The 24,309-nt window shown below is 66.3% G+C and carries 26 protein-coding genes; 17 read left to right on the top strand and 9 right to left on the bottom strand.

The features are described 5' to 3' along the window. Positions 1–23: 23 nt before the first annotated feature. From ftsZ to moaC, 4 genes are all read left to right on the top strand, one after another. A complete protein-coding gene (ftsZ, locus tag BI344_RS05720) occupies positions 24–1,214 on the top strand; it encodes a cell division protein FtsZ (protein ID WP_071111943.1) in 1,191 nt (396 codons plus the stop codon). A 109-nt stretch (positions 1,215–1,323) separates the two neighbouring features. Then, complete coding sequence (gene lpxC, locus BI344_RS05725; RefSeq protein WP_071112087.1) at positions 1,324–2,238, top strand: UDP-3-O-acyl-N-acetylglucosamine deacetylase; 915 nt, start codon at positions 1,324–1,326, stop codon at positions 2,236–2,238. 4 nt (positions 2,239–2,242) lie between these two features. Continuing rightward, positions 2,243–2,425, top strand: coding sequence for a hypothetical protein (locus tag BI344_RS05730; RefSeq protein WP_071111944.1), 183 nt, complete (start codon positions 2,243–2,245; stop codon positions 2,423–2,425). A 48-nt stretch (positions 2,426–2,473) separates the two neighbouring features. Then, positions 2,474–2,947, top strand: a complete 474-nt coding sequence (gene moaC / locus BI344_RS05735; protein ID WP_071111945.1) for a cyclic pyranopterin monophosphate synthase MoaC — start codon at positions 2,474–2,476, stop codon at positions 2,945–2,947. Positions 2,948–2,986: 39 nt separating this feature from the next. On the opposite strand, the gene BI344_RS05740 is transcribed toward moaC, so the two are convergent. Both BI344_RS05740 and BI344_RS05745 read right to left on the bottom strand, forming a co-directional pair. Beyond that, positions 2,987–3,499 (bottom strand): CNP1-like family protein, encoded by a 513-nt coding sequence (locus BI344_RS05740; protein ID WP_071111946.1) that lies wholly within the window; start codon positions 3,497–3,499, stop codon positions 2,987–2,989. 15 nt (positions 3,500–3,514) lie between these two features. Next, positions 3,515–4,279, bottom strand: coding sequence for an NRDE family protein (locus tag BI344_RS05745; protein WP_071111947.1), 765 nt, complete (start codon positions 4,277–4,279; stop codon positions 3,515–3,517). 123 nt (positions 4,280–4,402) lie between these two features. Here BI344_RS05745 and BI344_RS05750 point away from each other — a divergent pair, with 123 nt between their 5' ends. The 10 genes from BI344_RS05750 (at position 4,403) to BI344_RS05795 (ending at position 13,721) form a co-directional block, all read left to right on the top strand. Continuing rightward, positions 4,403–4,633: a sulfurtransferase TusA family protein gene (locus BI344_RS05750; RefSeq protein ID WP_071111948.1), complete on the top strand. Its 231-nt coding sequence runs from the start codon at positions 4,403–4,405 to the stop codon at positions 4,631–4,633. A 64-nt stretch (positions 4,634–4,697) separates the two neighbouring features. Continuing rightward, positions 4,698–5,732: a dihydroorotase gene (gene pyrC, locus BI344_RS05755; RefSeq protein WP_071111949.1), complete on the top strand. Its 1,035-nt coding sequence runs from the start codon at positions 4,698–4,700 to the stop codon at positions 5,730–5,732. A 423-nt stretch (positions 5,733–6,155) separates the two neighbouring features. Beyond that, positions 6,156–7,769, top strand: coding sequence for a peptide ABC transporter substrate-binding protein (locus BI344_RS05760; RefSeq protein ID WP_071111950.1), 1,614 nt, complete (start codon positions 6,156–6,158; stop codon positions 7,767–7,769). Between the two features lie 146 nt (positions 7,770–7,915). Beyond that, positions 7,916–8,836 (top strand): oligopeptide ABC transporter permease OppB, encoded by a 921-nt coding sequence (gene oppB / locus BI344_RS05765; protein WP_071111951.1) that lies wholly within the window; start codon positions 7,916–7,918, stop codon positions 8,834–8,836. Between the two features lie 13 nt (positions 8,837–8,849). Then, a complete protein-coding gene (locus tag BI344_RS05770) occupies positions 8,850–9,764 on the top strand; it encodes an ABC transporter permease subunit (protein ID WP_071111952.1) in 915 nt (304 codons plus the stop codon). Between the two features lie 26 nt (positions 9,765–9,790). Then, positions 9,791–10,792, top strand: a complete 1,002-nt coding sequence (locus BI344_RS05775) for an oligopeptide/dipeptide ABC transporter ATP-binding protein (protein ID WP_071111953.1) — start codon at positions 9,791–9,793, stop codon at positions 10,790–10,792. Then, complete coding sequence (oppF, locus tag BI344_RS05780; RefSeq protein WP_071111954.1) at positions 10,785–11,777, top strand: murein tripeptide/oligopeptide ABC transporter ATP binding protein OppF; 993 nt, start codon at positions 10,785–10,787, stop codon at positions 11,775–11,777. Before BI344_RS05775 ends, oppF begins: the two co-directional genes overlap by 8 nt. 120 nt (positions 11,778–11,897) lie before the next feature. Beyond that, positions 11,898–12,320: a DUF3224 domain-containing protein gene (locus tag BI344_RS05785; RefSeq protein ID WP_071111955.1), complete on the top strand. Its 423-nt coding sequence runs from the start codon at positions 11,898–11,900 to the stop codon at positions 12,318–12,320. 239 nt (positions 12,321–12,559) lie between these two features. Beyond that, positions 12,560–13,288 (top strand): 2-phosphosulfolactate phosphatase, encoded by a 729-nt coding sequence (locus BI344_RS05790; protein WP_071111956.1) that lies wholly within the window; start codon positions 12,560–12,562, stop codon positions 13,286–13,288. An 82-nt stretch (positions 13,289–13,370) separates the two neighbouring features. Continuing rightward, complete coding sequence (locus tag BI344_RS05795) at positions 13,371–13,721, top strand: YbjQ family protein (RefSeq protein ID WP_083338770.1); 351 nt, start codon at positions 13,371–13,373, stop codon at positions 13,719–13,721. Here BI344_RS05795 and BI344_RS05800 read toward each other — a convergent pair. The 6 genes from BI344_RS05800 to BI344_RS23715 form a co-directional block, all read right to left on the bottom strand. Next, on the bottom strand, positions 13,718–14,647 hold the full coding sequence (locus BI344_RS05800) for a GNAT family N-acetyltransferase (protein WP_071111958.1): 930 nt from the start codon (positions 14,645–14,647) through the stop codon (positions 13,718–13,720). The two genes, BI344_RS05795 and BI344_RS05800, sit on opposite strands and share 4 nt — an antisense overlap. Next, positions 14,644–15,906, bottom strand: a complete 1,263-nt coding sequence (locus BI344_RS05805) for a phenylacetate--CoA ligase family protein (RefSeq protein ID WP_071111959.1) — start codon at positions 15,904–15,906, stop codon at positions 14,644–14,646. The genes BI344_RS05800 and BI344_RS05805 overlap by 4 nt, the downstream gene beginning before the upstream one ends. A 45-nt stretch (positions 15,907–15,951) precedes the next feature. Then, complete coding sequence (locus tag BI344_RS05810) at positions 15,952–18,354, bottom strand: acyl-CoA reductase (RefSeq protein ID WP_071111960.1); 2,403 nt, start codon at positions 18,352–18,354, stop codon at positions 15,952–15,954. Positions 18,355–18,356: 2 nt separating this feature from the next. After that, positions 18,357–19,487 carry a LuxE/PaaK family acyltransferase gene (locus tag BI344_RS05815; protein WP_071111961.1) on the bottom strand — a complete coding sequence of 377 codons (1,131 nt, stop codon included), beginning with the start codon at positions 19,485–19,487 and terminating at the stop codon, positions 18,357–18,359. Between the two features lie 30 nt (positions 19,488–19,517). Beyond that, entirely contained in the window at positions 19,518–20,774 is a 1,257-nt protein-coding gene (locus tag BI344_RS05820) for an MdfA family multidrug efflux MFS transporter (RefSeq protein WP_071111962.1), read from the bottom strand. Positions 20,775–20,860: 86 nt separating this feature from the next. Further along, complete coding sequence (locus BI344_RS23715; RefSeq protein WP_139166894.1) at positions 20,861–21,121, bottom strand: hypothetical protein; 261 nt, start codon at positions 21,119–21,121, stop codon at positions 20,861–20,863. A gap of 46 nt (positions 21,122–21,167) precedes the next feature. Here BI344_RS23715 and BI344_RS05825 point away from each other — a divergent pair, with 46 nt between their 5' ends. From BI344_RS05825 to BI344_RS05835, 3 genes are all read left to right on the top strand, one after another. After that, positions 21,168–22,067: a tetratricopeptide repeat protein gene (locus BI344_RS05825; protein ID WP_139166895.1), complete on the top strand. Its 900-nt coding sequence runs from the start codon at positions 21,168–21,170 to the stop codon at positions 22,065–22,067. Between the two features lie 12 nt (positions 22,068–22,079). Then, a complete protein-coding gene (locus tag BI344_RS05830) occupies positions 22,080–22,841 on the top strand; it encodes a CDP-diacylglycerol diphosphatase (RefSeq protein WP_071112088.1) in 762 nt (253 codons plus the stop codon). Between the two features lie 113 nt (positions 22,842–22,954). Next, positions 22,955–23,347: a VOC family protein gene (locus BI344_RS05835; protein ID WP_071111964.1), complete on the top strand. Its 393-nt coding sequence runs from the start codon at positions 22,955–22,957 to the stop codon at positions 23,345–23,347. Positions 23,348–23,354: 7 nt separating this feature from the next. On the opposite strand, the gene BI344_RS05840 is transcribed toward BI344_RS05835, so the two are convergent. After that, positions 23,355–24,140 carry a tRNA threonylcarbamoyladenosine dehydratase gene (locus BI344_RS05840; protein WP_071111965.1) on the bottom strand — a complete coding sequence of 262 codons (786 nt, stop codon included), beginning with the start codon at positions 24,138–24,140 and terminating at the stop codon, positions 23,355–23,357. Positions 24,141–24,309 lie beyond the last annotated feature (169 nt).

A 24,309-nucleotide genomic window follows, 5' to 3' on the forward strand; every position in this document is an offset into this window, starting at 1 on the left:
CATCTTATGTTGAGGAGAGGAAAATGAGCGGAATGGTATTCGAAGTGATGCAGGAAACGGCCAGCTCGGCCGTGATCAAGGTGATCGGCGTCGGCGGCGGCGGTTGCAACGCCATCGACAACATGATCGTGGGCAATGTGCACGGCGTGGAATTCATCTGCGCCAACACCGACGCGCAGTCGCTGCAGCGCAACCGTGCGCCGCAGAAGCTGCAGCTGGGCACCAATCTGACGCGCGGGCTGGGCGCCGGCGCCAATCCGGAAGTGGGCCGCAGCGCGGCGCTGGAAGACCGCGAACGCATCGCCGAGACCCTGCGCGGCGCCAATATGGTGTTCGTCACCGCGGGCATGGGCGGCGGGACAGGTACAGGGGCTGCGCCCGTTGTTGCCGAAGTGGCTAAGGAAATGGGCATCCTGACCGTAGGCGTGGTCACCCGTCCGTTCGACCACGAAGGCAAGCGCATGAAAGTCGCGCAGAACGGCATCGAAGACCTGAAGAAGCACGTCGATTCGCTGATCGTGATCCCCAACGAGAAGCTGATGGAAGTGCTGGGCGACGACGTCACCATGCGCGAAGCGTTCCGCGCCGCCGACGACGTGCTCAAGGGCGCGGTGGCCGGCATCGCCGAAGTGATTACCTGCCCGGGCCTGATCAACGTCGACTTCGCCGACGTGCGCACCGTGATGTGCGAAATGGGCCTGGCGATGATGGGCTCCGCCTACGCTTCCGGCATCGACCGCGCCCGCGTGGCGGCGGAACAGGCGGTGGCCAGCCCGTTGCTCGACAACATCACGCTGGAAGGCGCGCGCGGCGTGCTGGTGAACATCTCCACCGCGCCGGGTTGCCTGAAGATGAGCGAGTACCGCGAGATCATGGGCATCGTCCGCCAGTACGCCGACGAAGAGGCGCAGATCAAATTCGGCACCGCCGAAGTGGAAGACATGCCGGAGGACACCATCCGCGTGACGCTGATCGCCACCGGTCTGGGACAGAAGAAGTCCTCTTCCCGCAACGAAGACCGCCCGGAATACATCAAGATCGTCAAGACCGGCACCGATGACCGCGCGGTGGAAATGGTCAACTACGAAGACCTGGACGCGCCGGCCATCATGCGCACCGGCCGTCGCCGCTCGTCGCCGTCGCTGGACTTTTCCAATCCGGAAGTCAGCGAGAGCTACGACATCCCGGCCTTTCTGCGCAAGCAGGCCGACTGAGAGGGAACGGATAGAGAAACGCTATTCATCCTAGCGAATCAATCAATAAAGCATAGGCAGTCGCTATGCTAGAATCGGGTTTTCCCGTCTGGTTGAGTAGCCTGAAATGATACTGCAGCGCACGCTGAAACAAGCGATCCGCGCCACGGGCGTCGGTCTGCATTCCGGCGAGCGGGTGAAGCTCACCCTGCTGCCGGCGCCGCCCGATACCGGCATCGTTTTCCGTCGTACCGACTTGCCCGAGCCGGTCGATGTGAAAGCGCAACCCTCGCTCGTGAACGACACGCGCCTCTCCTCCACGCTGGTGACGGACACCGGCGTGCGTGTCGGCACGATCGAGCATTTGATGTCGGCGTTGGCCGGCTTCGGCATCGACAACCTGATCGTCGAGGTGACGGCGGCGGAGATCCCCATCATGGATGGCTCCGCCGCGCCCTTCGTCTACCTGTTGCAGTCGGTCGGAGTGGTCGAGCAGCACAAGAAGAAGCGCTTCATCCGCGTCAAGGAGGCCGTGTCGGTCGCCGACGACCGCGGCGTGTGGGTCCGGCTGGACCCGCACGACGGTTTCAAGGTCACGCTGTCCATCGATTTCAACCATCCGGCGTTCAATCTGGCGCCGCAGACGGTGGAGGTGGACTTCGCCCATCATTCCTATATCGACGAGATCAGCCGCGCCCGCACCTTCGGCTTCATGCACGAGGTGGAGTACATGCGCAGCCACGGCCTGGGCCGCGGCGGCAGCTTGGACAACGCCATCGTCATCGACGACGAGTACGTGCTCAATCCGGAGGGCCTGCGCTTTCCGGACGAGTTCGTCCGCCACAAGATCCTGGACGCCATCGGCGACCTGTACATCGTCGGCCATCCGTTGATCGCGGCCTTCTCCGGCCACAAATCCGGCCACGCGATGAACAACAAGCTGCTGCGCAAGCTGCTGGAAACGCCGGACGCCTGGGAGTTCGCCAGCTTCGACGACCCGCTGGACGCGCCGTCCAGCTTCCACCAGCTGCCGCGCGTAGAGTAGCGCCATGTTCGGTTTCTGGCGCTTGTGGCTGCTGGCGACCATTCTGGCGCTGGGTTGGGCTCTGGTCTGCTTCGCGCTGACCGGCGACCGCGGCTACCTGCGCCGCATGCGCGGCATTGCCCGCTGGAGCGGCGGCCTGCTGGCGATCGTGGCCTGCTTCTGGCTGATTTTCCGCCTGCTGCGCTAACGCAGCGGGCTTTTTCACGTCCATTTTCTGATTATTGAGGAGCCGCGGATGGCGGAGCTTACCCATTTCGACGCTTCCGGCCAGGCGCATATGGTCGATGTCGGCGCCAAGGGCGTCAGCCGGCGCCGCGCGGTGGCTGAGGGTTTCATCCGCATGTTGCCGGCCACTTTCCAGTTGGTGCGGGGCGGCGGACACAAGAAAGGCGATGTGCTGGCCATCGCCCGCGTCGCCGCCATCATGGCGGCCAAGAAGACCTGGGACCTGATCCCGCTATGCCATCCCATCGGGTTGACGCGGCTGGCTGTCGAGTTCGAACTGCTGGACGCGGAGTCGGCGGTGCGGATCGTGGTGACGGCCGAATGCAACGGCCAGACCGGGGTGGAGATGGAGGCGCTGACTGCGGTCAACATCGGCCTGCTGACCATCTACGACATGTGCAAGGCGGCGGACCGCGGCATGGTCATCGACGGCGTCCGCTTGCTGGAGAAGGCGGGCGGCAACAGCGGCGAGTGGAAGGCCTAGGGCGGAAGCCTGCGCGGCAGGCGTTCCGCCGTCAGGCTGTCAGGATCCCTTGCGCAGCGATTTCAGCGCCTCGGCGGCGTCGCGCGGAGCGCTGTGCGATGGGCACAGCAGCTCGCGCAGTTCGCGCCTGAGCTTGTCGCCGTAGCCGATGTCCTGCCACAAGGGCCGCATCGGCTCGATCCAGCGCTGGTTGACGCTGTCGCCGAAGCCGTAGGCGCGGTACTTGTTGTCCTTGCATTGGATGCCCTCGACGCTGAGGTTCTCCACCGCGTTGGAGCTGAGCACCTTGCCGATGTAGCGCACCACGCCGTCCTTGCCCACACTCAGCGACTTGCCGTCGACGAAGAAGCGGTTGCTCTGCAGCCAGTCCGGCTTCACTTCCACCCAATCCGCGCTCTGCGGATAGCCGGGCAGCGCGTAGGCTTCCTCCTGCCACGGCTTGTCGTCGTCGCCGAAGGCGTAGTTGTCGTTCTTGATGACCCGGCCTTCGGCGTGCGCGGCCAGGCTCAGGCATAGCGCCAGCAGGGCCGGCAGGGTATGGATGACTTTCAATTCGGGTGCTCCGGATCAGCGCGCCTGGCCGGCGCGCAGGTTGTAGTTGCGGCGGTCGGTTTCTCGGCCCGCCAGGCCCCAGCTCAGTTCGGAAAACTGGATGTCGCCGCGGCTGGACACCGTCAGCAGCATCGAGGCGCGGGTGCCGTAGTCGCGGCCCTGGATGAAGATGGGCGACAGCGTCTTCTCCAGCGCCAGGCCGATGCGGGTATTCGGCAACTGGCCGGGACCGGCGGGGGTGGGGTCGGATAATGCGGCATAGGCCTGGTCTTCCGTCGGCAGCCGCCGGAATTCGCGCAGGTACTCCGCCAGCCGCTGGCTCTTGAACCACGGCGTGTCCAGTGTGGCGTTGGACAGCGTGTGGACGCCCGGGGTGACGCGCGCGATCTGCGCGGTGCGGCTGTGGAAGAAGAACAGGTCCGAGGTATGGCCGAACAGCAGGTTGAACGGCGCGTAGCGGTGATGTTCGGCGCGCAGCCAGTCGGCGAAGGTGAACGGGTCGTCGTCGCCGACGACGAAGCGCTCCACCAGCTCGCCGCGCGAGCGCTCGGCCTTGGCCGGGAAGCCGTCGCGGAAATTGGTGACGGCGGCGAAGCGGTTGCGCCCGTCCACCATCATCCAGCTGCCGCCGGATTGCAGGTCGCGCCCGCCCAGCGTGTGCGGGTATTCCGGCCACCAGTCCAGCGGCGCGGCGGGGCGGGCGTAGTATTCGTCCCGGTTGGCCAGCAGTACCAGCTGGCCCATGCCCGGCGTCTTGTAGGCAAAAGCGATGATGCACATGTTGAAGACCGATTTGGGTGAGGCTTGACGACTGGCGTAAACTATACGGCTACCACCGGTCCGCACTGCGTGCAGGGCCCGTATTCATTCATTGTAACGCGATATGGCTCAGGACACCGGCCCATGACTCCCGACAAGCACATTGATCTTTCCGGCCTCAACTGCCCGCTACCCATCCTGCGCGCCAAGAAGGCGCTGGCCGACATGGCGAGCGGCAGCGTGCTGGAGGTGATCGCCACCGACCCGGGCGCGCCCAAGGACTTCGAGGCCTTCTGCCGCCAGACCGGCAACGGCCTGCTCGAATCGACCACTACCGGCGAGGGCAAGTTCCGGATGGTGCTCAAGCGCAAATAAGCAGACAGGCGACGGCTTTTCCGTCGCCATTCTTTTATCCCTAGGATACGCCAAGCCACCGACCATGCAGACACTCACCCTGATCCGCCCCGACGACTGGCACCTGCACCTGCGCGACGACGCCGCGCTGGCCGCCGTGCTGCCCGACACCTGTCGCCAGATGGGCCGTGCCATCGTTATGCCCAATCTCAAGCCGCCGGTCACCACCGTGGCCGCCGCCGCCGCCTACCGCGAGCGCATCCTGGCGGCGCGCCCGGCCGGCAGCGCCTTCGAGCCGCTGATGACGCTATACCTGACCGACAAGACCAGCCCGGATGAAATCCGCTTGGCGAAGTCCAGCGGTTTCGTCCATGGCGTCAAGCTGTATCCGGCCGGCGCCACCACCAACTCAGACCATGGCGTCACCGATGTTGCCCGCGCGATGCCGGCGTTGCAGGCGATGGCGGAGGTCGGCATGCCGTTGCTGGTGCACGGCGAAGTGACGGCGGCGGAAATCGACGTGTTCGACCGCGAGGCGGCGTTCATCGAGCAGGTGATGAAGCCGCTGCTGCAAAAGCTGCCGGATCTGAAAGTGGTGTTCGAGCACATCACCACCCGCGAGGCCGCCGAGTTCGTCGCCGCCGCGCCGGCCAATGTCGCGGCTACGATCACCGCCCACCACCTGCTGATGAACCGCAACGCGCTGTTCGTCGGCGGCATCCGTCCGCATCATTACTGCCTGCCGGTATTGAAGCGCGAACTGCATCGACAGGCGCTGGTCAAGGCAGCCACGTCGGGCTCGGCCAAGTTCTTCCTCGGCACCGACAGCGCGCCGCACGCCAAGGGCGCCAAGGAGGCGGCCTGCGGCTGCGCCGGCATGTACACCGCCAATGCCGCGATAGAACTGTACGCCGAGGCCTTTGAGGCGGCCGGCGCGCTAGACAGGCTGGAGGCATTCGCCAGCCTCAACGGTCCGGCCTTCTACGGCCTGCCGGCCAATCCGGACCGCGTCACGCTGGTGAAGGAAAGCTGGACCGTGCCGGCCGAGCTGGCGTATCCGGGCGATATGCTGGTGCCGCTGCGCGCCGGCGAGGAGATCGCCTGGCGTTTGCAGCGCTGATTGCAGAAATGCAGTCGCAAAAAGCCGCTTTTGGGCGGCTTTTTGCATTTTATGCGATTGGGACGGGGGAATTAGCGAAAGCAGCATAGCCTGCAAATCAGGGGATGATGATCCGGCTGGGAACGCAGCGGCGGCGGACGTCTTTGCATCATGATATTTGCTCGGATCAGGCAATAGCATTCGACATGGCTACATGTCGTGCGTATAAAAAGACATGCATAATCAAGCCATTGATTTGCATTGATAGTCTATTGTCGGACAAATTGTCCGGCGTGAGAAAAATGAATGGCACATTATGGGTTTTGGGGCTTGAAGTATTCAAAACCCTCTGCGCATAATCTGCGGACCCACTCTGGATACAATCGAGTGAAAAAATTCGAACAACCCGTTGTCACGGGATGCTACAGAATCAGGAGAGTAGAGATGTCTAATAAGCAATCGCTGCAGGTGATCGCCGCCGCCGTCGCGCTGGCCATGGCCTCGGGTTCCGTGTTTGCCGCCAAGGTGCCGGCCGGCGTCAAGTTGGCCGCCAAGCAGGAATTCACCCGCAACACCGGCTCCGAGCCGGAAACCCTGGATCCGGTGGTGGCCGAATCGGTTCCCGCCAACACCATCACCGCCGATCTGTTCGAAGGTCTGACTGGTCTGGACGCTTACGGCAAGGTTGTGCCCGGCGTGGCCGAAAGCTGGAAGCAGACCGACGCCACCACCTGGGTGTTCCACCTGCGCAAGAACGCCAAGTGGTCCGACGGCAGCGGGGTGACCGCCGGCGACTTCGTCTATGGCTGGCAGCGCTTCGTCGATCCGAAAACCGCTTCGCCGTACGCCACCACCTACGGCATGTTCATCGTCAACGGCAAGGAAATCGCCGAAGGCAAGAAGCCGGCCGCCACGCTGGGCGTGAAGGCGGTGGACAAGTACACGCTGGAAGTGAAGACCCCGTATCCGGTGTTGTTCCTGCCGTCGCTGGTGGCCAATACCCAGCTGGCCCCGCTGCCCAAGGCCGTCATCGACAAGTACGGCAAGGACTGGACCAAGCCGGGCAAGATGGTCAGCAACGGTCCGTTCCAGCTGAAAGACTGGCAGGTCAACAGCAAGATCATCACGGTGAAGAACCCGAGCTACTGGGGTGCCAAGGATGTGCAGCTGACCAAGATCACCTATCTGCCGATCGAGGACAGCAACGCCGACGTCAAGTTGTATGAGTCCGGCCAAAACGATTATGTGCAGCAATTGCCGCCGGGCACCTTCGACAAGTACAAGGCCCAGTATCCGAAGGAAATCCGCAACGCCGAATTCCTGGCGCTGCGTTACTACTCCTTCAACAACAAGGACCCGCTGCTGAAGGACGTGCGCGTGCGCAAGGCGCTGTCGATGGTGATCGACCGCGACATCCTGGCCAAGAAGATCACCGCCGATGGCCAGATTCCGGCTTATAGCGTGATGGTGCGCGGCATCTCCGGCGCCGACGCCTCCACCTACGACTGGGTGAAATGGCCGATGGCCAAGCGGGTGGAAGAGGCCAAGAAGCTGTTGGCCGAAGCCGGCGTCAAGCCTGGCACCAAGGTCACCTTCACCTACAATACCAACGACTATCACAAGAAGATGGCGATCTTCGCCGCTTCCGAGTGGAAGTCCAAGTTGGGACTGAACACCGAGCTGGAGAGCCTGGAGTTCAAGGTGCTGCTGAAGAAGCGCCATGACGGCGACTACCAGATCGCCCGCAACGGCTGGAACGCCGACTACAACGACGCCACCACCTTCCTGGCATTGGTGCAGTGCAATAACGACCAGAACGACAACAAGAACTGCAACGCCAAGGCGGAAGAGCTGATCAAGCAGGGCAACCAGTCGCTGGACCCGGCCAAGCGCAAGCAGCTGTTCTCCCAGGCCACCAAGATGATCATGGACGACTACCCGATGCTGCCGTTGCTGCAATACACCGCGCCGCGCCTGGTGAAGTCCTATGTGGGCGGCTATGGCAAGAGCCCGCTGGATCGTTACCAGGGCAAGGACCTCTACATCATCGCCCACTGAGCGTGATGCAAGCGGCCAGCGCTAGCGCTGGATGAACAGAGGCCGGAGGCCCGCCTGGCGGACTCCGGCCTGCGATGTAGATTGGCGGTCAGTCCGGCCCGCGCCTAGGCGCGCGGTCGCCCTGCGCCTGCCAAGCGGAGTTTGATATGTGGTCTTATACTTTCCGACGCATTCTGGCGACGATCCCCACCTTGCTGGCGGTCATCACGGTCTGTTACCTGCTGCTGCACCTGACGCCGGGCGGCCCGTTCGACGGCGAGCGCAAGGTGTCCGCCGCGGTGCTGGCCAACCTGCAGGCCAAGTACCATCTTGACCTGCCGCCGTGGCAGCAATACCTGTATTACCTCAACAGCCTGCTGCACGGCGATCTGGGCGCCTCCTTCCGTTATGCGGACTGGAGCGTCAACGATCTGGTGAGCAAGGCCTTGCCGGTGTCCGCCAGCATAGGCGGCGGAGCCATCCTGATCTCGCTGGTGCTGGGCGTGCTGTTGGGCACCATCGCCGCGCTGCGCCAGAACAGCCTGATCGACTACCTGGTGATGCTGTTCGGCAATATCGGCGGCGCCTTCCCGTCCTTCGTGTTGGGGCCGGTGCTGGTGATGATCTTCGCCATCTGGCTGAAATGGCTGCCGGCTGGCGGCTGGGACAATTTCAATCCCAAGTTCATGATCCTGCCGGTTTCGCTATTGGTGTTCATCAACGTTTCCACCATAGGCCGGGTGATGCGCGGCAGCCTGATCGAGGTGCTGAACAGCAACTTCATCCGCACCGCGCGCGCCAAGGGCCTGCCATTGCGCACCATCGTGCTGCGCCACGCGCTGAAACCGGCGCTGATGCCGGTGGTGTCGGTGATCGGCCCGCTGGCCATCTCCTCCATCACCTCGGCGGTGGTGACCGAGACAGTGTTCGGCCTGCCGGGTCTGGGCAAGCTGATCGTCAACGGCGCATCCAACCGCGACTACACGCTGGTGCTGGGACTGGTGGTGCTGGTGACGGTGATCACCGTGTTGTTCAACCTCCTCGTCGACCTGGCCTACGCGCTGCTCGACCCCAAGATCCGTTACTGAGGGGGATTCCGCAATGATAAAGACAAAACAAGCCGCCGCGGCCGTGGCGCTGGAAAACGGCCTGAGCGAAGCCGCGGTCGAAGGCCGCAGCCTGTGGCGCGACGCCCGCATCCGCTTCTTCCGCAACAAGGCGGCGGTGGTCAGCCTGGTGATACTCAGCCTGATCACGCTGGCCTGTATTTTCGGTCCGATGCTGCTGTCCAGCGGCTATGCCGACACCGACTGGGATGCGATGAGCGAGGCTCCGACCCTGCACAATATGCACCTGTTCGGCACCGACGCGCTGGGGCGCGACCTCTTGGTGCGCTGCCTGGTGGGCGGCCGCATCTCGCTGATGGTGGGCCTGTTGGCCACCATCGCCTCGGTGATCCTGGGCATCGTCTGGGGCGCCACCGCCGGCTTCCTGGGGGGCAAGATCGACTCGCTGATGATGCGTGTCGTCGACATGATGTACGCGGTGCCCTATCTGTTGATCGCCATTCTGATGGTGACCCTGCTGGGCCGCGAGTTCTACCTGGTGGTGCTGACCATCACCGTGTTCTCGTGGATGGACATGGCGCGGGTGGTGCGCGGCCAGGCGCTGGCGATCAAGTCCAAGGAGTACGTCGAGGCGGCGCACGCCATCGGCGTGTCCACGCCGGTGATCATCTTCCGCCACATCGTGCCCAATCTGCTGGGCATCGTGGTGATCTACACCACGGTGACGGTGCCGGGCGTGATCCTGACCGAGTCGGTGCTGTCCTTCCTGGGCCTCGGCGTGCAGGAGCCGATGACCAGCTGGGGCGTGCTGATCCAGGACGGCGCCGGCGTGATGGACTCCACGCCGTGGATCCTGCTGTTCCCGGCCGGGATGTTGTCGCTGACGCTGTATTGCGCCAACTATATCGGCGACGGTCTGCGCGACGCGCTGGACCCGAAAGACCGCTGACCCCCGCAGGATAGATGAGGCAAGCCATGAGCATTCTGAAAGTAACTAACCTCGGGGTTCAGTTCCAGACCAACGACGGCGTGGTCAATGCCGTCAACGGCGTGAACTTCGAGCTGAACAAGGGCCAGACCCTGGGCATCGTCGGCGAATCCGGTTCCGGCAAGAGCCAGACCGTGCTGGCGATGATGGGCCTGTTGGCCAAGAACGGCAAAACCAGCGGCGAAGCGTTGTACCACGGCCAGAACCTGCTGACGATGGGCGCCAAGGATTTGAACAAGATCCGCGGCGATCGCATCTCGATGATCTTCCAGGACCCGATGACCTCGCTCAACCCCTACCTGACGGTGGAGCGGCAGATGACCGAGGTGCTGGAGCTGCACAAGGGCCTGAGCCGGCGCGCCGCCAAGAAGCGCGCGATCGAGCTGCTGGACGCGGTGCGCATTCCGGAAGCCGCGCGCCGGGTGGGAATGTATCCGCACGAGTTCTCCGGCGGCATGCGCCAGCGGGTGATGATAGCGATGGCGCTGCTGTGCGAGCCGGAACTGCTGATCGCCGACGAGCCCACCACCGCGCTGGACGTGACGGTGCAGGCGCAGATCCTGACTCTGCTGAAAGACCTGCAGCGCGATTTCGGCACCTCCATCATCATGATCACCCACGATCTTGGCGTGGTGGCGGGATTGTGCGAGAACGTGCTGGTGATGTACGGCGGCCGGGCGATGGAGTACGGCCAGGCCGACGACATCTTCTACCACCCGAGCCATCCCTACACCATAGGCCTGTTGGGCGCGCTGCCGCGGCTGGACCACGATGGTTCGGAGCTGGTCAGCATTCCCGGCAATCCGCCGAATATGGCCAATATGCCCAAGGGCTGCCCGTTCTCCGAGCGTTGCGTGCACAGCAGCGCGCGCTGCGTGAGCGAACTGCCGCCGCTGGCGGCCAGCAGCCTGAACCCGCAAATCCTGCGGGCCTGTCACAAGCCGGCGGAAGAGCTGGTCAAAGCCGCCGAGGAGGTGACGCATGTCTGAAGCAGTCAAACAGCCGATCCTGTCGGTGCGCAACGTCAAGGTGCATTTCCAGGTCAAGGGCGGCGACGCCTGGCCGTGGAGCCCCAGAAAGACCCTGAAGGCGGTGGACGGCGTCAGCTTCGACCTCTACGCCGGCGAAACGCTGGGCGTGGTGGGCGAGTCCGGCTGCGGCAAGTCCACGCTGTCCCGCGCCATCCTGAATCTGATCCCGGCCACCGAGGGCGAGATCGTGTGGATGGGCAAGGACCTGCGCCAGGGCAGCGACAAGGACTGGCTGAGCGTCCGCAAGGATATCCAGATGATTTTCCAGGACCCGCTGGCGTCCTTGAACCCGCGCATGACCATCGCGCAGATCATCGGCGAGCCCTTGCGCGTGCACAAGCCGGAGCTGTCGGCGGACGAGGTGATGAAGCGGGTCAAGGCCATCATGAAGCGGGTGGGCCTGCGTGAGCAGATGATCAACCGCTATCCGCACGAGTTCTCCGGCGGCCAGTGCCAGCGCATAGGCATCGCCCGCGCGCTGATCCTGGAGCCCAAGCTGATCATCTGCGACGAGCCGGTGTCGGCGCTGGACGTTTCCATCCAGGCGCAGATCATCAACCTGTTGAAGGAGCTGCAGCGCGAGATGGGCCTGGCGCTGATCTTCATCGCCCACGATCTGGCGGTGGTGAAGCACATCTCCGACCGCATCCTGGTGATGTATCTGGGCCGCGAAATGGAGCTGGCCAAGAAACACGCGCTGTACGACGTGCCTTCGCACCCGTATACCCGCGCGCTGCTGTCGGCCATCCCCATTCCCGATCCGCGGCTGGAAAAGAACAAGGTGATCCAGATCCTGCAAGGCGATCTGCCCAGCCCGATCAACCCGCCGTCCGGCTGCGTGTTCCGCACCCGCTGCCCGCTGGCGGTGGAGCGCTGCGCGCAGGAAGTGCCCAAGCTGCGCAAGCTGTCCAGCGATACCCAGTCGTCCTGCCTGCTGGCCTGAGGCCGGTTCATCCATCAGTCGCCGCCGCCCTTCCTCTCGGATCGGCGGCGGTTTCGTTTTCATGCTTGCGCGCTGGTCCAGCTGGTATGCTTGCAATGTGAATTATCACGGGAGAGGGCGATGGCAAAGGATCTTCCCGTCACGCTGGCCTGCCGTTTCACGGCCAGCCAATGGACGGAGCAGTTGCTGCAGCAAACCGACGGCGCCGGAGAGCTCAAGCGCGCCAGCATCGTCAACGCGCTCAGCGGCAACCTGGAGGGCGAGGGCTGGCTGGAGTACCAGCTGCTGTATCCGCAGGCGGCGGGCGGCGACGTGCCTTTCATCGGCTATGAGCGCGTGGTGGCGCGCTGGGGGGAAAGGCGGGGCAGCCTGGTGCTCAAGCACGACGGCATATATTCGCCGGAGCATGGTGTCAGCGGAACGCTGACCGTAGTGCCCGGCAGCGGCAGCGGCGACTTCGCCGGTCTGGCAGGCGACGGCCGCATCGTCGCCAGGGCGGGCGAGCATGGCGGCGAATATCTGCTGACGCTGCGCCCGGCCTGAAGCGCGGCGGACCGTGTTGGAAATGCGTCATAAATCCCGCCTCCCTGGCGGTTGGGGCTAGCTTTTTGCCTGATTCTTTTGAGTTTTTCACGAGCAATGGTTAGGATCTTGACCTTCTAGGTAGAAATATTTCAGGCGATGCTGTCACCGGCATCGCTGCTCGCCGCCGCCGCGGCGGGAAGTCAAAGCCAATGCCGCCAGCCGACTGCTGGCGGCTTGTCGTTTCATCGGAACCAGGAATGCACTACGCGCAACAAGAATATTCGGTGCGCCTGCAATGGGGCATGGAGGCCGCGCGGCAGTTAAGCCGGCTGGCGGAGCATTGCGTAGTTATCGATGTGTTGTCGTTCAGCACCTGCGTCGACATCGCCTGCGGCAGAGGCGCTCAGGTGCTGCCCTACCGCCACCAGGCCGATGGCGCCCAGGCTTTCGCCGACGAGAGCCGCGCGCTGCTGGCCGGCAAGCGCAGCCATGCCAAGCCGTCCCTGTCGCCGGTTTCGCTGCAGACTCTTGCCGCCGACAGCCGGCTGGTGTTGCCATCGCTCAACGGCGCGGCGATCAGCCTGGCCAGCGAGGCGGAGCAGACCCTGGCCGGTTGCCTGCGCAATGCCGATGCCGTGGCCGAATATCTGAATCGGCAGGGCGGTTCGGTGCTGTTGATCGCCGCCGGTGAGCTCGGCCCGGATGGCCGGCTGCGCTTCGCCTACGAGGATTTCCTCGGCGCCGGCGCCATCATCCGGCAATTGGCCGGCGGCAAGTCGCCCGAAGCGCTGGCGGCGGAGGCCGCCTTCACGCTGGCGCGCCACGATCTGGAGCGCCAGCTGGCGCAGGGCATGTCCGGTTGCGATTTGAGCCAGCGCGGCTTTGCCGGCGATGTGGAGCTGGCGGCGCAACTGAGCGTCAGCGGCTGCGTGCCGGTGTTGCGCGACGGCGCGTATCGCGCGCCCAGCCTGGGCGCCGCCGCCTGACGCGGATGCCGGCGCGCCGCCGACCGGCTAACATGGCGGGATGGCGCGCGACCGCGTTGCCGTTTCCCTGCTGGAGAGTCCCATGCTGCCTGCCAAAATGGTTACCACCACTTTCGATCTGCCCGGCTACCGGGTGACGGCCAATCTGGGGGTGGTGCGCGGCATCACCGTGCGCTCGCGCTCGATTGTCGGCAATTTCTTTGGCGGCCTGCAGTCGCTGTTCGGCGGCAACATCACCATCTATACCAGCCTGTGCGAGCAGGCCCGCTCGGAAACCTATGCGCTGATGTGCGAGCACGCGGCGGCGCTGGGCGCCAACGCGGTGATCGGCATGCGCTACGACGCCACCGACGTGATGGCGGGCTTGACCGAGGTGCTGTGCTACGGCACCGCGGTGCGGGTGGAGCCGCTGGACGCGGCTCGCCAGCTCTAGCCCGGAGCGGCCGTGGTCTGCAGTTCCAGTTGGTGCAGCCGCTCGGCCTGGGCGTCGCAAAACCGGATGGCGTCGCCGCGCTGGCCGCGCAGGAACAGCAGCAGCCAGCCGTCGCCGGCGTCCGGCAGCAGGCCGCCGAAGCCGAAGCCGGCCTGCCGCAGCGCGGGCAGCAGCGCCAGCGCGTCGGCGCTCAGCGCCAGCTTCAGGTAGAGCAGCTGGCCGGCGGGCAGGGTGGCGATCTCCGCCAGCCGTGCCGCGGTCGGCTGGTGGACCGTGATCTCCAGCCGCTGGCCGTGGCGGGCCAGACTCAAGCCGGGCAATCTGGCCGACGGAGCGACGGCGGCGCGCTGTCCGAAGGCCTGCTGCAGCGGCCGCAGCCATTCGCGCCATTCGGCGGGCCAGGCCAGGTCAGGCAGGGGGCGCGGCTGCAGCGGCAGGCAGCCCAGCACGATGCTTTCCGGTTCCGGCTTGCCGAACGGCGAGTCGACGTAGTCCAGCATCAGCGCGCTGGTGTGGAAGCCCAGCGTTTGCGCCACGTACTGGCTCTGCGGATGCGAGCATACCTGTTTGATGGTCAGCAGCGCGACGCCCTGCACCGCCGCGGCCGCGCGCAGATGGCGTCCCAGCAGACTGGCCACGCCCTGGCCGCGCGCGTCCGGGTGCACCACGTTCAACGCCAGTTCGGCCTGCCCCGGCCGCGCCGGGTCTTGCCACAGCGTGGCATGGCCCACCAGCCGGCCATCCAGCAGCGCCACCGCCGAGCGCCATTGCCCGCTGGCGTTGCGTTGCTGGATCTGGCTGGGCAGATAGACGTCGGGATAGACGTAGTGGTCGCCGTAGACGGCGCGGAACAGCGCGCTGACCGCGGCGGCGTCTTCGGCCTGGTAGTCGCGCGCCCAGGCGGAGGCGGGGTGGCGGGCGCTCATGGCTGCGCCTCCTCAGGCTGGTAGTCGCGCCGGTCCACCACCCGCATCAGCTTGCCGGAGCGCGGATGGGTATGCATCTGCTCCGGACTGGTCTGCGATACCTCCAGTTGCAATTGTCCGGCGGCGCACAGCGCCGCGATGGCGTGCTGGGCGGCCAAGACGTCCTGGCGCAGCGCGGCGCAGTCCAGTTGCCGGCGGCTGGCCAGCAGCAGGCCGAGGCAATCCATGCCTTGCCGCCGTTCGATCACCAGCTGCCAGGCCAATAGCTCGGCGTGTCTTTCCAGCAGCGGCGCTAGCTGCTGCGGGAACAGCGACAGGGTGCCGACGCGGATGCGGTGGCCGTTGCCGGCGCGGCCCTGCAGCGCGAACTTGCGCCCAGGGCCGGGTGGCTCGCGCCAGCAGGCCAGGTCGCCGGTGGGGTAGCGGATCACCGGCATTAGCCGGCGCTGCAGATTGGTCAGCACCAGCAAGCCGCTGCGGCCGGTTTCTTCAATCGTCTCGCCGCTGGCCTCGTCTATGATTTCCACCAGGCTGTCGCCGTCGAACACCCGGTGCTCGCCGTGGCGGCAGCCGGGATCGGCGTAACCTATCAGGCCGGCGTCGACGCTGGCGCAGCCTACCGAGGCGATGCGCGCCTGCGGGAAAGCCTGCTTCAACAGCGCGATCTGCTCGCCGAACAGGCTCTCGCCACCGTAAAGCACGGTGTCCACCTCGTCCAGCGTTGTGTTCTTGCCGGTCAGGTGGTGGGCGAAGCGCAGCAGCTGCGCCGGCACGCCGGCCAGCGCGTTGATCCGGTGCTGGGCGATGGCGTCTGCCAGCGCCGCGTCGTCGACATTGCAGGTGAACGGAAACTCCACCACCGGCAGCGGCGCGTGCGACAGCGCGCCGTGGATGAACAGCAGGCTGGTGTAGAGGTCGCCGGCGAAGAACAGATTGGCGACGCGGTCGCCGGCCTTCAGCTGGCGGGCGATGCCGCGGCCGAAGGCCTGGACGAAGGCCTGCCATTCGGCGCGGCTGAACACCGACAGCTTGCCCTCGCTGGTGGAGCCGCCGGTCTTGAACACGTGGCCGTCCTGCAGCGGCGCGCTCAGCACCGGCCAGCTGCGCAGTGTTTGCGAGCCGCGCCAGTAGTCGGCAGGGTCCGCCAGCGGCAGGTCGGACAATGTCCAGCCCTGGTCGGGCAGCGAGCGGTACAGCTCGCGGTAGAACGGCGAATGATGCAGGGCGTGGTCGACTAATTGTTTTAGTTTGGAATTCATGATTGCGGCTTTGGCGCCGGCGCCGCGAGGACGCCGGCGCGGGGGTTAACGGCGCAGGTCCATCACCAGCGGCGTTTTGCCGCTGTGCGGGTGGCGGCGGAATTCGGCGGCCGGGGTGGCGGTGACTTCCAGTTGCAGCAGGCCGCCGCCTATCACTTCGTTCAGCATCGGGTCCTGCAGTAATTGGGTGCGGATCCGGTTCGGATCGCCGTCGGCCAACAGATGAATGCGGTCGCAGCCGCTGTTGGCCTGGTCCACCAGCCACTGCAGCGGCAGGCCTATCTCCTGAGTCAGTTCGCCCGGGTTGACGAAGATGGTCGCCACCCGCAGCAAGGCGCCGTGGCGGCCGGTGAGCTGAAAGCGCGGCGTGGCCAGGCCGCAGGCGCAGCGGCCGGACAAGCAGCGGCCCAGGTCGCCCAGGTCGTAGCGCGCCACTTGCTGCGCTTCGCGTTCGCGCGAGGTGAACACCAGGCGGCCGATCTCGCCGGTGGCGGCAGGACGGTCGCTGTCCTGCTCCAGAACTTCCAGCCATTGGATATCCGCCAGCAGGTGGAATTCGCTGTCGGCGCCGTGCGGGCAGCCGTGGCCGAGCGGACCGGCGTCCACCGAGCCGTAGATGGCGGAGCGGATCAGCTCCACGCCGAAGCTGCCGATGTAGGCGCGCTGGCCGTCGCTGATGTGCTCGCCGCCGAAGAACACCTTGCGCACGCCGCCGTAGCGGCGCAGCAGCTTGTGTTCGCATTCGAATAAGCGGTGCAGGGTGCCGGGCATGCCGACCAGGGTGTTGATCTTTTGTTCGACGATGAAGCGGGCGATTTCGCCGAAGTCGTCGTCGGACGGGCCGCCCATCGGGTATTGCACCGCGCCCATCTGGTCCAGGATGGTGAAGAAGCTGAGCATGCCGCCGTACAGTTTGCCGCCGTACAGCAGGTTCATCACCCGGTCTTCGGCCGGGTTGAGGCCGGCGGCGAACAGGCCGTCGGCGGCCGCGCGCATCTGGCGGCGGTAATCGCGGTAGCTGAAGCCGGCCAGCTTGGGCGCGCCGCTGCTGCCGCCGCTGCGGAAGAACAACTGGGCCTTGTCGTTGGCGCCCTGGCGCTGGAAGTCGGATTTGTCCATCACCGGCAGCGCGTCGAGGCCGGCCGGGGCCGGCGGCGGGGCGTCCAGCTGGACATGGCAGCCGGCCTGGCCGGCGTCCAGGCTCACCGATACCCGGCGCGACAGCCGTGCCAGCGCGTAGACGCCGTCGTGCGGTTCGCCGTGGTAGCCGTCGTGCATGCGGCCGGCCGGCGCGATGCGGCTGACGCCGGCCGCCAGCAGCATGCGGCTCAGCTCAGGCAGCTGCGCCGCCGGGGCGATCAGGCCGCAGCTTTGCAGATGGGTGCGCCAGGGGCGCAAGATGGCCGCCAGTTCGGCGCGCGGAGCCGGCCGCATCTGCAGGGTGCGGAACAGCGGCGACGGCGCCAGTTCCCGGCGCGTGTTCCACGCCAGCCGCCAGCCTTCGCCCCGCAGCACTTCGCCGTCCAGCTGGGCAAAGGTCTGATCCAGCCGCTGGAAGGCCATCTGGCTGCTGATCTCGGCGGCTTCCTGGATGTCCGGCGTCAAGGCCGGCCACAATGGCGCGCGGCGGGCCAGCGCGGCGGCCATTTGCGCGGCGGCGCGGCGCAGCGTGGCCGGGTCGTCGCTGTCGACCAGCAGGCATTGCGGGCTGGAACAGGCTTGTTGGTCGTGGCGGCAGATGTCGTCGGCCAGCGCGTCGAGCTGCTGCTCGCCAGCGGCGGGGTCGAGGTAGGAGAAGCTGATGCGGTGGCCCCAGTCTATCCAGCGGCAGCCGGCCGGCAGCTGCGCGCGAATGGCGGACAGCGCGCCGTCGCCGCCCCAGGCGGACACCGCGTCGGCGTCGGCCAGCAGTCGGCCCAGCTCGCCGCTTGGCAGCGGCAGCACCGCGATGCGGGCGGCCAGCCGGCCGCTGCGGTCGTGATGCAGGAACTCCGCCAGCAGCCGCGCGCTCAGGCCTTGGTCGCTGGTGCTGGGCCGCAGCCAGTTGATATTGCCGGCCAGCAAGCTTTCGAGCACCGCCATGAAGGGCAGCAGCGGGGCGTTGGCCGGGGTGATATGCACCACCAGGCCCAGCGGCTGCCAGGCCTCGAAGCGCGGCTGGCGGTAGTCGTGCCGGCGCAGCGAGAACGGCTGTTCGCCCAGTTCGCGTTCCAGCTTGGTCTCCAACGCCTCGCGCTGGCAGAAGCCGGCGAGCGCGGCGCGGCCGGCCTCGTCCAGCAGCGGGTGCTGGCTGGCGCTGGACAGCGCGTCGGCGAAGCGCTGCGCGCAGTCCACCACCAGGTCAGGCATCGGCGTTTGCGCCAGCGTGGCGGGCAGTTGCCGGCGCAGGTCGGGCAGCAGGACGGCGAGATCAGCGGCGGCGTGCAGGGTGCCGTGGCTCAGGTACATGTTCAGGACTCCTTGATCAGTTCGGAAGCGGCCATCGCGCAGCTGCGGCTCTTGCTGGTGCCGGCGCGGCCCAAGAGTTCGAACCAGTCGGTGGCCAGGCCGCAGCCGCATTGCCCGGCCGGTTGCAGCACAGCCAGGTCGCTCATCACCATGCTGTGCGCCGGGCTGGAGGTGATGTAGGGCGACACCAGATGCAGGAAGCCGGGTTCGCCGTAGGGCTGGCGTTCCAGGGTGGCGGTGTGGCGGATGTAGGCGCGGGCGTAGCTGGGCACATGGAAACGGTGGTTCGGGCATTCGACATAAGGCACTGGATGCTCGACCGCGCCGTAGCCGTCGCGGCAGCGCGCGTCCGGCAGGCCCAGTTGTTCGCCCAGCCGGCGGTACAACTCCAGCTTGGGGATGGCCTGGTCGGCGTGGGTTTTCCAGCCGCCGCCGAGGAAAACCAGCGAATCCGGATGCAGCTGCAAGGACGGCAAGCCCATTTCCTGCATCCGTTCCAGCGTGAACCACAGGAAGGCCGGGAAGCCGAAGATGCGCACCGGCAGGCCTTCGGCGGCGAACTCCTGCAGCGCGCGGATGGCGCCGAAGGGATCGAACTCGTTGCCCTTGCCGTTGTGGCGCAGCGCGTAGACGGCGCGCTTGACCGGCGCGTACTTGCAGAGGAACTGGTCGGTGTAGGCGGTGCCCAGCGTGATGGCGCCGGCCGGCTCGTAGCTGAGCAGCAGGTAGTTGGCGGGCTGCTCCGGGGTGTTCCAGCCGTAGTGCTCGAAGATGCGGTCCACCATGCGCTGGGCGGCGCCTATGCTGCGCGCGTCGTAGCGCATGCGGCTTTTCTGGCCTGTGGTGCCCGACGAGGTCAGTTCCAGCGCGTCCTCGCCGGCCTTGCTCAGCAGCAGCTTGCGCTTGAAGTAATTGGCGAAGATGGGCGGCAGCTGCGACCAGTCTGACAGGCCGGCCAGCCGCTCCGGCGTCATGCCGTTCTGTTGCCGCCAGCGGCGGTAGCCGGGGCTGTGCTCGCAGTGGTAGTCGACCAGTTCGCGCATCGCGGCGTCGAACAGGCGGTCGCATTCGGCGTCGGCGCGATAGGGATGCTCCAGGCTGCAAAGCGCTTCGACATGGGCAAGTGTGTTCATTGTGACTCCGGTGTCGATGGGAAAGAGGGATCAGACGGGGCTAGGCTGCGCTTGCGGCGCGCGCAGCAGCCGCCACAGCAAAGGCGCGGCCAGCACTGCGGCCAGGCTGATGCCGGCGGCGAAGCGTTGCGGGCTGGCGCCGGCGTCCAGCCAGGCCAGCAGCGCGGCGCCGCCTCCCAGCGTCGCGGTGGACAGCATGCCCAGCATGGCGGCGACGCTGCCCTTGGCGCTGTCGCTGGCGAACAGGGTGAGCCGGTACAGCGCGGCGTTGCCCAGGCCCAGGCCGAAGGCGTAGACGGCAAGGCCGGCCACCAGCGCCGGCAGCGTCGGGTGCAGCGGAGTGAGCGCGCCGATCAGCAGCAAGCCGCAGCCCATAGGCGCCAGCGCCAGCCGCAGCACCTCGGGCAGATTCTTGCGGCCGGCCAGCCGGTTCAGCAGCAGGTTGCCGGCGATCACGCCGCCGAATACCGGCAGCTGCCACAGGCCGTATTCCAGATTGCTGTAACCCAGCTGGCGGACCAGCAGCAGCGGCGACAGGCCTATCCAGGCGATCAGGGGCAGCGTCAGCAGGCCCAGCGCCAGGCTGCCGCACAGCACGGTGGGATGGCGCAGCAGCGCCAGGTAATTGGCCAGCGCGGCGCGCAGCCGCAGCGGCGTCGGCGGCTGCATGCTGCCGTCGCGGCGGGGAACGCCCACCGTTTCCGGCATCAGCCGCCACAGGCCCAGCGTCACCAGCAAGGTGGCGCAGCCCAGCGCGGCGAACAGTTCCCGCCAGGACAGCGCGCCCAGCAGCAGGCTGCCCAGCAGCGGCCCGGCCAGCGGCGACAGCAGCGCGATATTGGCCAACAGCGCCATCAGCCGCACCGCGTCCTCTTCGGCGAAGGTTTCCTGCAGCGCCGGGTAGCTGACCACCACGATGAAGCCCAGGCCGATGCCCTGGGCGAAGCGCAGCAGGTTGAACCATTCGATCGCCTGCGCGCCGGAGGCGGCGAAACAGGCGGCGGCGAAGCCCACGGTGCCGGCCAGCAGCAAGGGGCGGCGGCCGAAGCGGTCGGACAGCGGGCCTATCAGCCACTGAAAGGCGACGCCGCCCAGCAGGAAGGCGTTGAAGGCGGTGGGCACGTGGCGGCTGTCGGCCCGCAGGTCCTGGGTGACGCGCAGCATGGCCGGCATCACCATGTCGCTGGCGAGGTAGGTGAGCAGCTCGAAGGCGGTGAGCAGCAGGCAGAACAGCAAAGCCTGGCGGCGCGGGATCGCTAGCAGGGGACGGAAGGTTTCGGCGGACATGGGGAACGGCTTTCTTGCTGCAGCGGCAAATAACGACGGCTGTGGGCGGGCATGGATGGGCGTCGGCCTGGCGGCGGAGCGTCCCGTCATTCAATCGGCGCACAGGATAGGTCAATAACGCAGATGCAATGCCTGTACTTAAGTATGGTTTTCCTATGCTTGTTGCTTGATTTTTTACTTTTATGGAATATGACGTCGCTTATTTGTATTTGATTGATATCAATGTGTTCTGGCAAACCGCGCTGCGGCATGGTTGCCGACAGGAGGAGCCATCCGTTTTCGGGATTGGGGCTTGGCTGGCGCCGGACCGCGGCGCTGAAGGCGGCTGCGGCGAGGGCCATGCTCATGTTATTTTCTGTGGCGGAGGCGGTTTTCGCCGCAGAAGGACAATCCATGGCGAGGGTGGTGATGAGAGGGTACGGTTTGTGGTCGGCGGCGTGGTTTGCCGCCTGGGCGAATCAGGCGGCGGCGCTGGACCTGGCTTCGATGTGGAATTTCGACCAGCCGCAGGCCAGCGAGCAGCGTTTCCGCGCCGCGCTGGCGACGGCCAGTCCGGATGAGGCGCTGATCCTGCAAACCCAGATCGCCCGCAGCCACGGCCTGCGCGGCGACTTCGCCGGCGCGCGGGCGATACTCGTTGCGATCGCGCCGCAATTGCCGCGGGCCGGCGCCGAGGCGCAGGTCCGCTACCAGCTGGAATGGGGGCGCAGCTGGATTTCGGCCACCCACCCGGCGGCCTTGCAAACCGATGCGGCCAGGGCGGAGGCGCGGCGCGCCTATCTGCGCGCTTTGGAGCTGGCGCGCGCGGCCAAGCTGGACGCGTTGGCGGTGGATGCGCTGCATATGTTGGCCTTTGTCGATGCCGAGCCGGCGGCGCAACTGCGCTGGGACCGGCAGGCGCTGGAGCTGGCACTGGCGTCCGGCCAAGCTGAGGCCAGGCAGTGGCAGGCCTCGCTGCGCAACAATATCGGCTATGCCTTGTACCAGCAGCGCGATTACCCCGCCGCGCTGGCCGAATTCCGCCAGGCCCTGGCCCTGCGGCAGCAGGGCAAGGATGCCGCGGCCACCCGGGTGGCGTGGTGGATGGTGGCCTGGACCCTGCACGCCGGGGGCGACGACGACGAGGCGCTGGCCATCCAGTTGCGGTTGGAGCGGGAAAACGACGCCGCCGGCGATCCCGACCCCGATGTTTTCGACGAACTGGCCAAGCTGTATCGCGCGCACGGCGATTCCAGCCGGGCGGAGTATTATGTCCGGCGGCGCCAGGAAGCCGCCGACCACGTTAACCACTGAATGCGATGGATGATGAAGAGACGACTCGTGTTGTGCGCCAGCCTGTGCGGCCTGCTATTGGCCGGCGTGTCCTACTATGCGGCGGCCGACAGCGACGCCTTGTGGCGTATCGTCGGCGAGCAGTGCGTGCCCAATCAGCAGCAGCAAGGCAGGCCGGACCCCTGCGCCGAGGTCAAGCTGCAGCGGGGCGTGGCGGTGCTGAAGGACCGCAACGGCGCGCTGCAGTACCTGCTGATTCCCACCAGCCGGGTCAGCGGCATCGAGAGTCCGCAGCTGCTGCGGGACGGTGTGCCGGATTACTGGCGCGAGGCATGGCAGGCGCGGCGCTACATGGACCAGAAGCGCGGCGCCGCCTTGCCGCGCCAGGCGGTGTTGCTGGCGGTCAATTCGCAGTATGGTCGCAGCCAGAACCAGCTGCACATCCACATTTCCTGCGTCGACCCCACCGTGCGCCAGCAGATAGACGATCTGGATGACAGCCTGCCGAGGCGCTGGCGCCAGCTGCCGGTGGAGTTGCAAGGGCACGCCTATTGGGCGCGGCGCGTGGATGCCGATCCGGACGGCAATCCGGAGGGTGACCCGTTTCGCTTGCTGGCCAACGAACTGCCCGGCGCGGGAACCGAAATGGAGCGCTACGGCCTGGCCCTGTTGCCGGCGCGCTTCGCCGACGGCGACGGTTTCGTGCTGCTGGCCGGCCGCGCCGATCTGTTCCAGGTGAACCGCGGCTCGGCGGAAGAGCTGCAGGACCATGACTGCAAGGTGCTGGACCGCTAGGGTACGCCATCCGCCGCCGGGGAGCCATCCGCGGTATCATCGCGCCCTCTAAATCATGGCGTTGCCGGTTCCGATGCGGGGCCGGGGGCGCCGGCAAACGCGAAGGGACAGGCATGAAGCAGTCGTTGGGGCTGGTGTCGCTGGTGGTGCGGGATTACGACGAGGCCATCGATTTTTACGTCAACAAGCTGGGTTTCGAGCTAAGCGACGACAGCGCGCAGCCGGAGCAGAACAAGCGCTGGGTGGTGGTGACGCCGCCGGGCTCGCAGGCTGGCCTGCTGCTGGCTCAGGCCAGCAACGAGCGGCAGGCGGCGTTTATCGGCAACCAGGCCGGTGGCCGGGTGTGGCTGTTTCTCGACACCGACGACTTTTGGCGCGATTACGAGCGCTACCGCGCGGCCGGCGTGGAATTCGTCCGCCCGCCGCTGGAGCAGGACTACGGCACGGTGGCGGTATTCCGCGACCTGTACGGCAACCAGTGGGATTTAATCCAGCGCGGGGGCTGAGCAGGCTTTACTTCGCCTTGCGCGGCGGCTTGGCCAAGTCGGTCAGCACCCGCGATGCGGCGAACAGGCCGAAGCTGGCGGTCACCACCATGCCGGCGCCGAAGCCGGCGCAGGACAGGCCCTGCGGGCCGCGCGCCGGGTCGGCGTCGCAGGCCTGGGCCTGCGGGTAGATCAGCTGTTCGGTGGAGTAGACGCAGGGCACCCGCATCTTCTTGGCGTCGCGCTCGAAGCCGTGGTGGCGGCGCAGGTTGTAGCGCAGCTTGGACAGCAGCGGGTCCTGGGTGACTTCGGCGAGGTCCGCCAGCTTGATCTTGCTCGGGTCCATCTGGCCGCCGGCGCCGCCGGACACGATGAAGGGCTGGCGGCGCTTCACGCACCAGGCCGCCATCGCCGTCTTCACCCGCAGATTGTCTATGCAGTCGACGACGTAGTCGTAGCCCTGGCCCAGCATTGCATCCAGATTGTCCTCGGTGACGAAATCCTCTATCTCCACCACCCGGCAGGCCGGGTTGATGGCGCGCGCGCGCTCGGCCAGCGCGGTCACCTTGGCCATGCCGTACAGCGGGTCCAGCGCCGGCAACTGGCGGTTGGTGTTGGATTCGGCGACATTGTCCAGGTCGATCAGGGTCAGCGCGCCGATGGCGCTGCGCGCGAGCGCCTCCACCACCCAGGAGCCGACGCCGCCCACGCCCACCACGCAGACATGGGCGCCCTGGAAGCGGGCGAGCGCGTCGTCGCCGTACAGACGGGCAATGCCGCCGAAGCGGCGTTCTAGGTCGGCTGAGTGGTCCATCGGGATAACCTGTTGCGCGAAAAACGGCCAAGGATAACCAAGGCTGCGGCTTGGTGCCAGCCCCGCCGCGTTTCTCCTGCCGGCGGCGGGGGGCCGGTTTGGGCGCGGTGTGGCGTTTTCGGCCGGCGTGAAGATTTTTTTACAATCCAACTGCTTGATTGCGTGGAAC

This window comes from Chromobacterium sphagni, assembly GCF_001855555.1.
GTDB lineage: Bacteria > Pseudomonadota > Gammaproteobacteria > Burkholderiales > Chromobacteriaceae > Chromobacterium > Chromobacterium sphagni.

Coding starts and splice junctions, on each gene's coding strand:
- BI344_RS05790 (WP_071111956.1), top strand. CDS start 12,560: ATGCACTACGCGCAACAAGAATATTCGGTGCGCCTGCAATGGGGCATG.
- pyrC (WP_071111949.1), top strand. CDS start 4,698: ATGCAGACACTCACCCTGATCCGCCCCGACGACTGGCACCTGCACCTG.
- moaC (WP_071111945.1), top strand. CDS start 2,474: ATGGCGGAGCTTACCCATTTCGACGCTTCCGGCCAGGCGCATATGGTC.
- BI344_RS05775 (WP_071111953.1), top strand. CDS start 9,791: ATGAGCATTCTGAAAGTAACTAACCTCGGGGTTCAGTTCCAGACCAAC.
- BI344_RS05785 (WP_071111955.1), top strand. CDS start 11,898: ATGGCAAAGGATCTTCCCGTCACGCTGGCCTGCCGTTTCACGGCCAGC.
- BI344_RS05820 (WP_071111962.1), bottom strand. CDS start 20,774: ATGTCCGCCGAAACCTTCCGTCCCCTGCTAGCGATCCCGCGCCGCCAG.
- BI344_RS05760 (WP_071111950.1), top strand. CDS start 6,156: ATGTCTAATAAGCAATCGCTGCAGGTGATCGCCGCCGCCGTCGCGCTG.
- BI344_RS05730 (WP_071111944.1), top strand. CDS start 2,243: ATGTTCGGTTTCTGGCGCTTGTGGCTGCTGGCGACCATTCTGGCGCTG.
- BI344_RS05800 (WP_071111958.1), bottom strand. CDS start 14,647: ATGAGCGCCCGCCACCCCGCCTCCGCCTGGGCGCGCGACTACCAGGCC.
- BI344_RS23715 (WP_139166894.1), bottom strand. CDS start 21,121: ATGAGCATGGCCCTCGCCGCAGCCGCCTTCAGCGCCGCGGTCCGGCGC.
- BI344_RS05770 (WP_071111952.1), top strand. CDS start 8,850: ATGATAAAGACAAAACAAGCCGCCGCGGCCGTGGCGCTGGAAAACGGC.
- oppF (WP_071111954.1), top strand. CDS start 10,785: ATGTCTGAAGCAGTCAAACAGCCGATCCTGTCGGTGCGCAACGTCAAG.
- oppB (WP_071111951.1), top strand. CDS start 7,916: ATGTGGTCTTATACTTTCCGACGCATTCTGGCGACGATCCCCACCTTG.
- BI344_RS05810 (WP_071111960.1), bottom strand. CDS start 18,354: ATGTACCTGAGCCACGGCACCCTGCACGCCGCCGCTGATCTCGCCGTC.
- BI344_RS05795 (WP_083338770.1), top strand. CDS start 13,371: ATGCTGCCTGCCAAAATGGTTACCACCACTTTCGATCTGCCCGGCTAC.
- ftsZ (WP_071111943.1), top strand. CDS start 24: ATGAGCGGAATGGTATTCGAAGTGATGCAGGAAACGGCCAGCTCGGCC.
- BI344_RS05840 (WP_071111965.1), bottom strand. CDS start 24,140: ATGGACCACTCAGCCGACCTAGAACGCCGCTTCGGCGGCATTGCCCGT.
- BI344_RS05825 (WP_139166895.1), top strand. CDS start 21,168: ATGGCGAGGGTGGTGATGAGAGGGTACGGTTTGTGGTCGGCGGCGTGG.
- BI344_RS05745 (WP_071111947.1), bottom strand. CDS start 4,279: ATGTGCATCATCGCTTTTGCCTACAAGACGCCGGGCATGGGCCAGCTG.
- BI344_RS05815 (WP_071111961.1), bottom strand. CDS start 19,487: ATGAACACACTTGCCCATGTCGAAGCGCTTTGCAGCCTGGAGCATCCC.
- BI344_RS05830 (WP_071112088.1), top strand. CDS start 22,080: ATGAAGAGACGACTCGTGTTGTGCGCCAGCCTGTGCGGCCTGCTATTG.
- BI344_RS05835 (WP_071111964.1), top strand. CDS start 22,955: ATGAAGCAGTCGTTGGGGCTGGTGTCGCTGGTGGTGCGGGATTACGAC.
- BI344_RS05805 (WP_071111959.1), bottom strand. CDS start 15,906: ATGAATTCCAAACTAAAACAATTAGTCGACCACGCCCTGCATCATTCG.
- BI344_RS05750 (WP_071111948.1), top strand. CDS start 4,403: ATGACTCCCGACAAGCACATTGATCTTTCCGGCCTCAACTGCCCGCTA.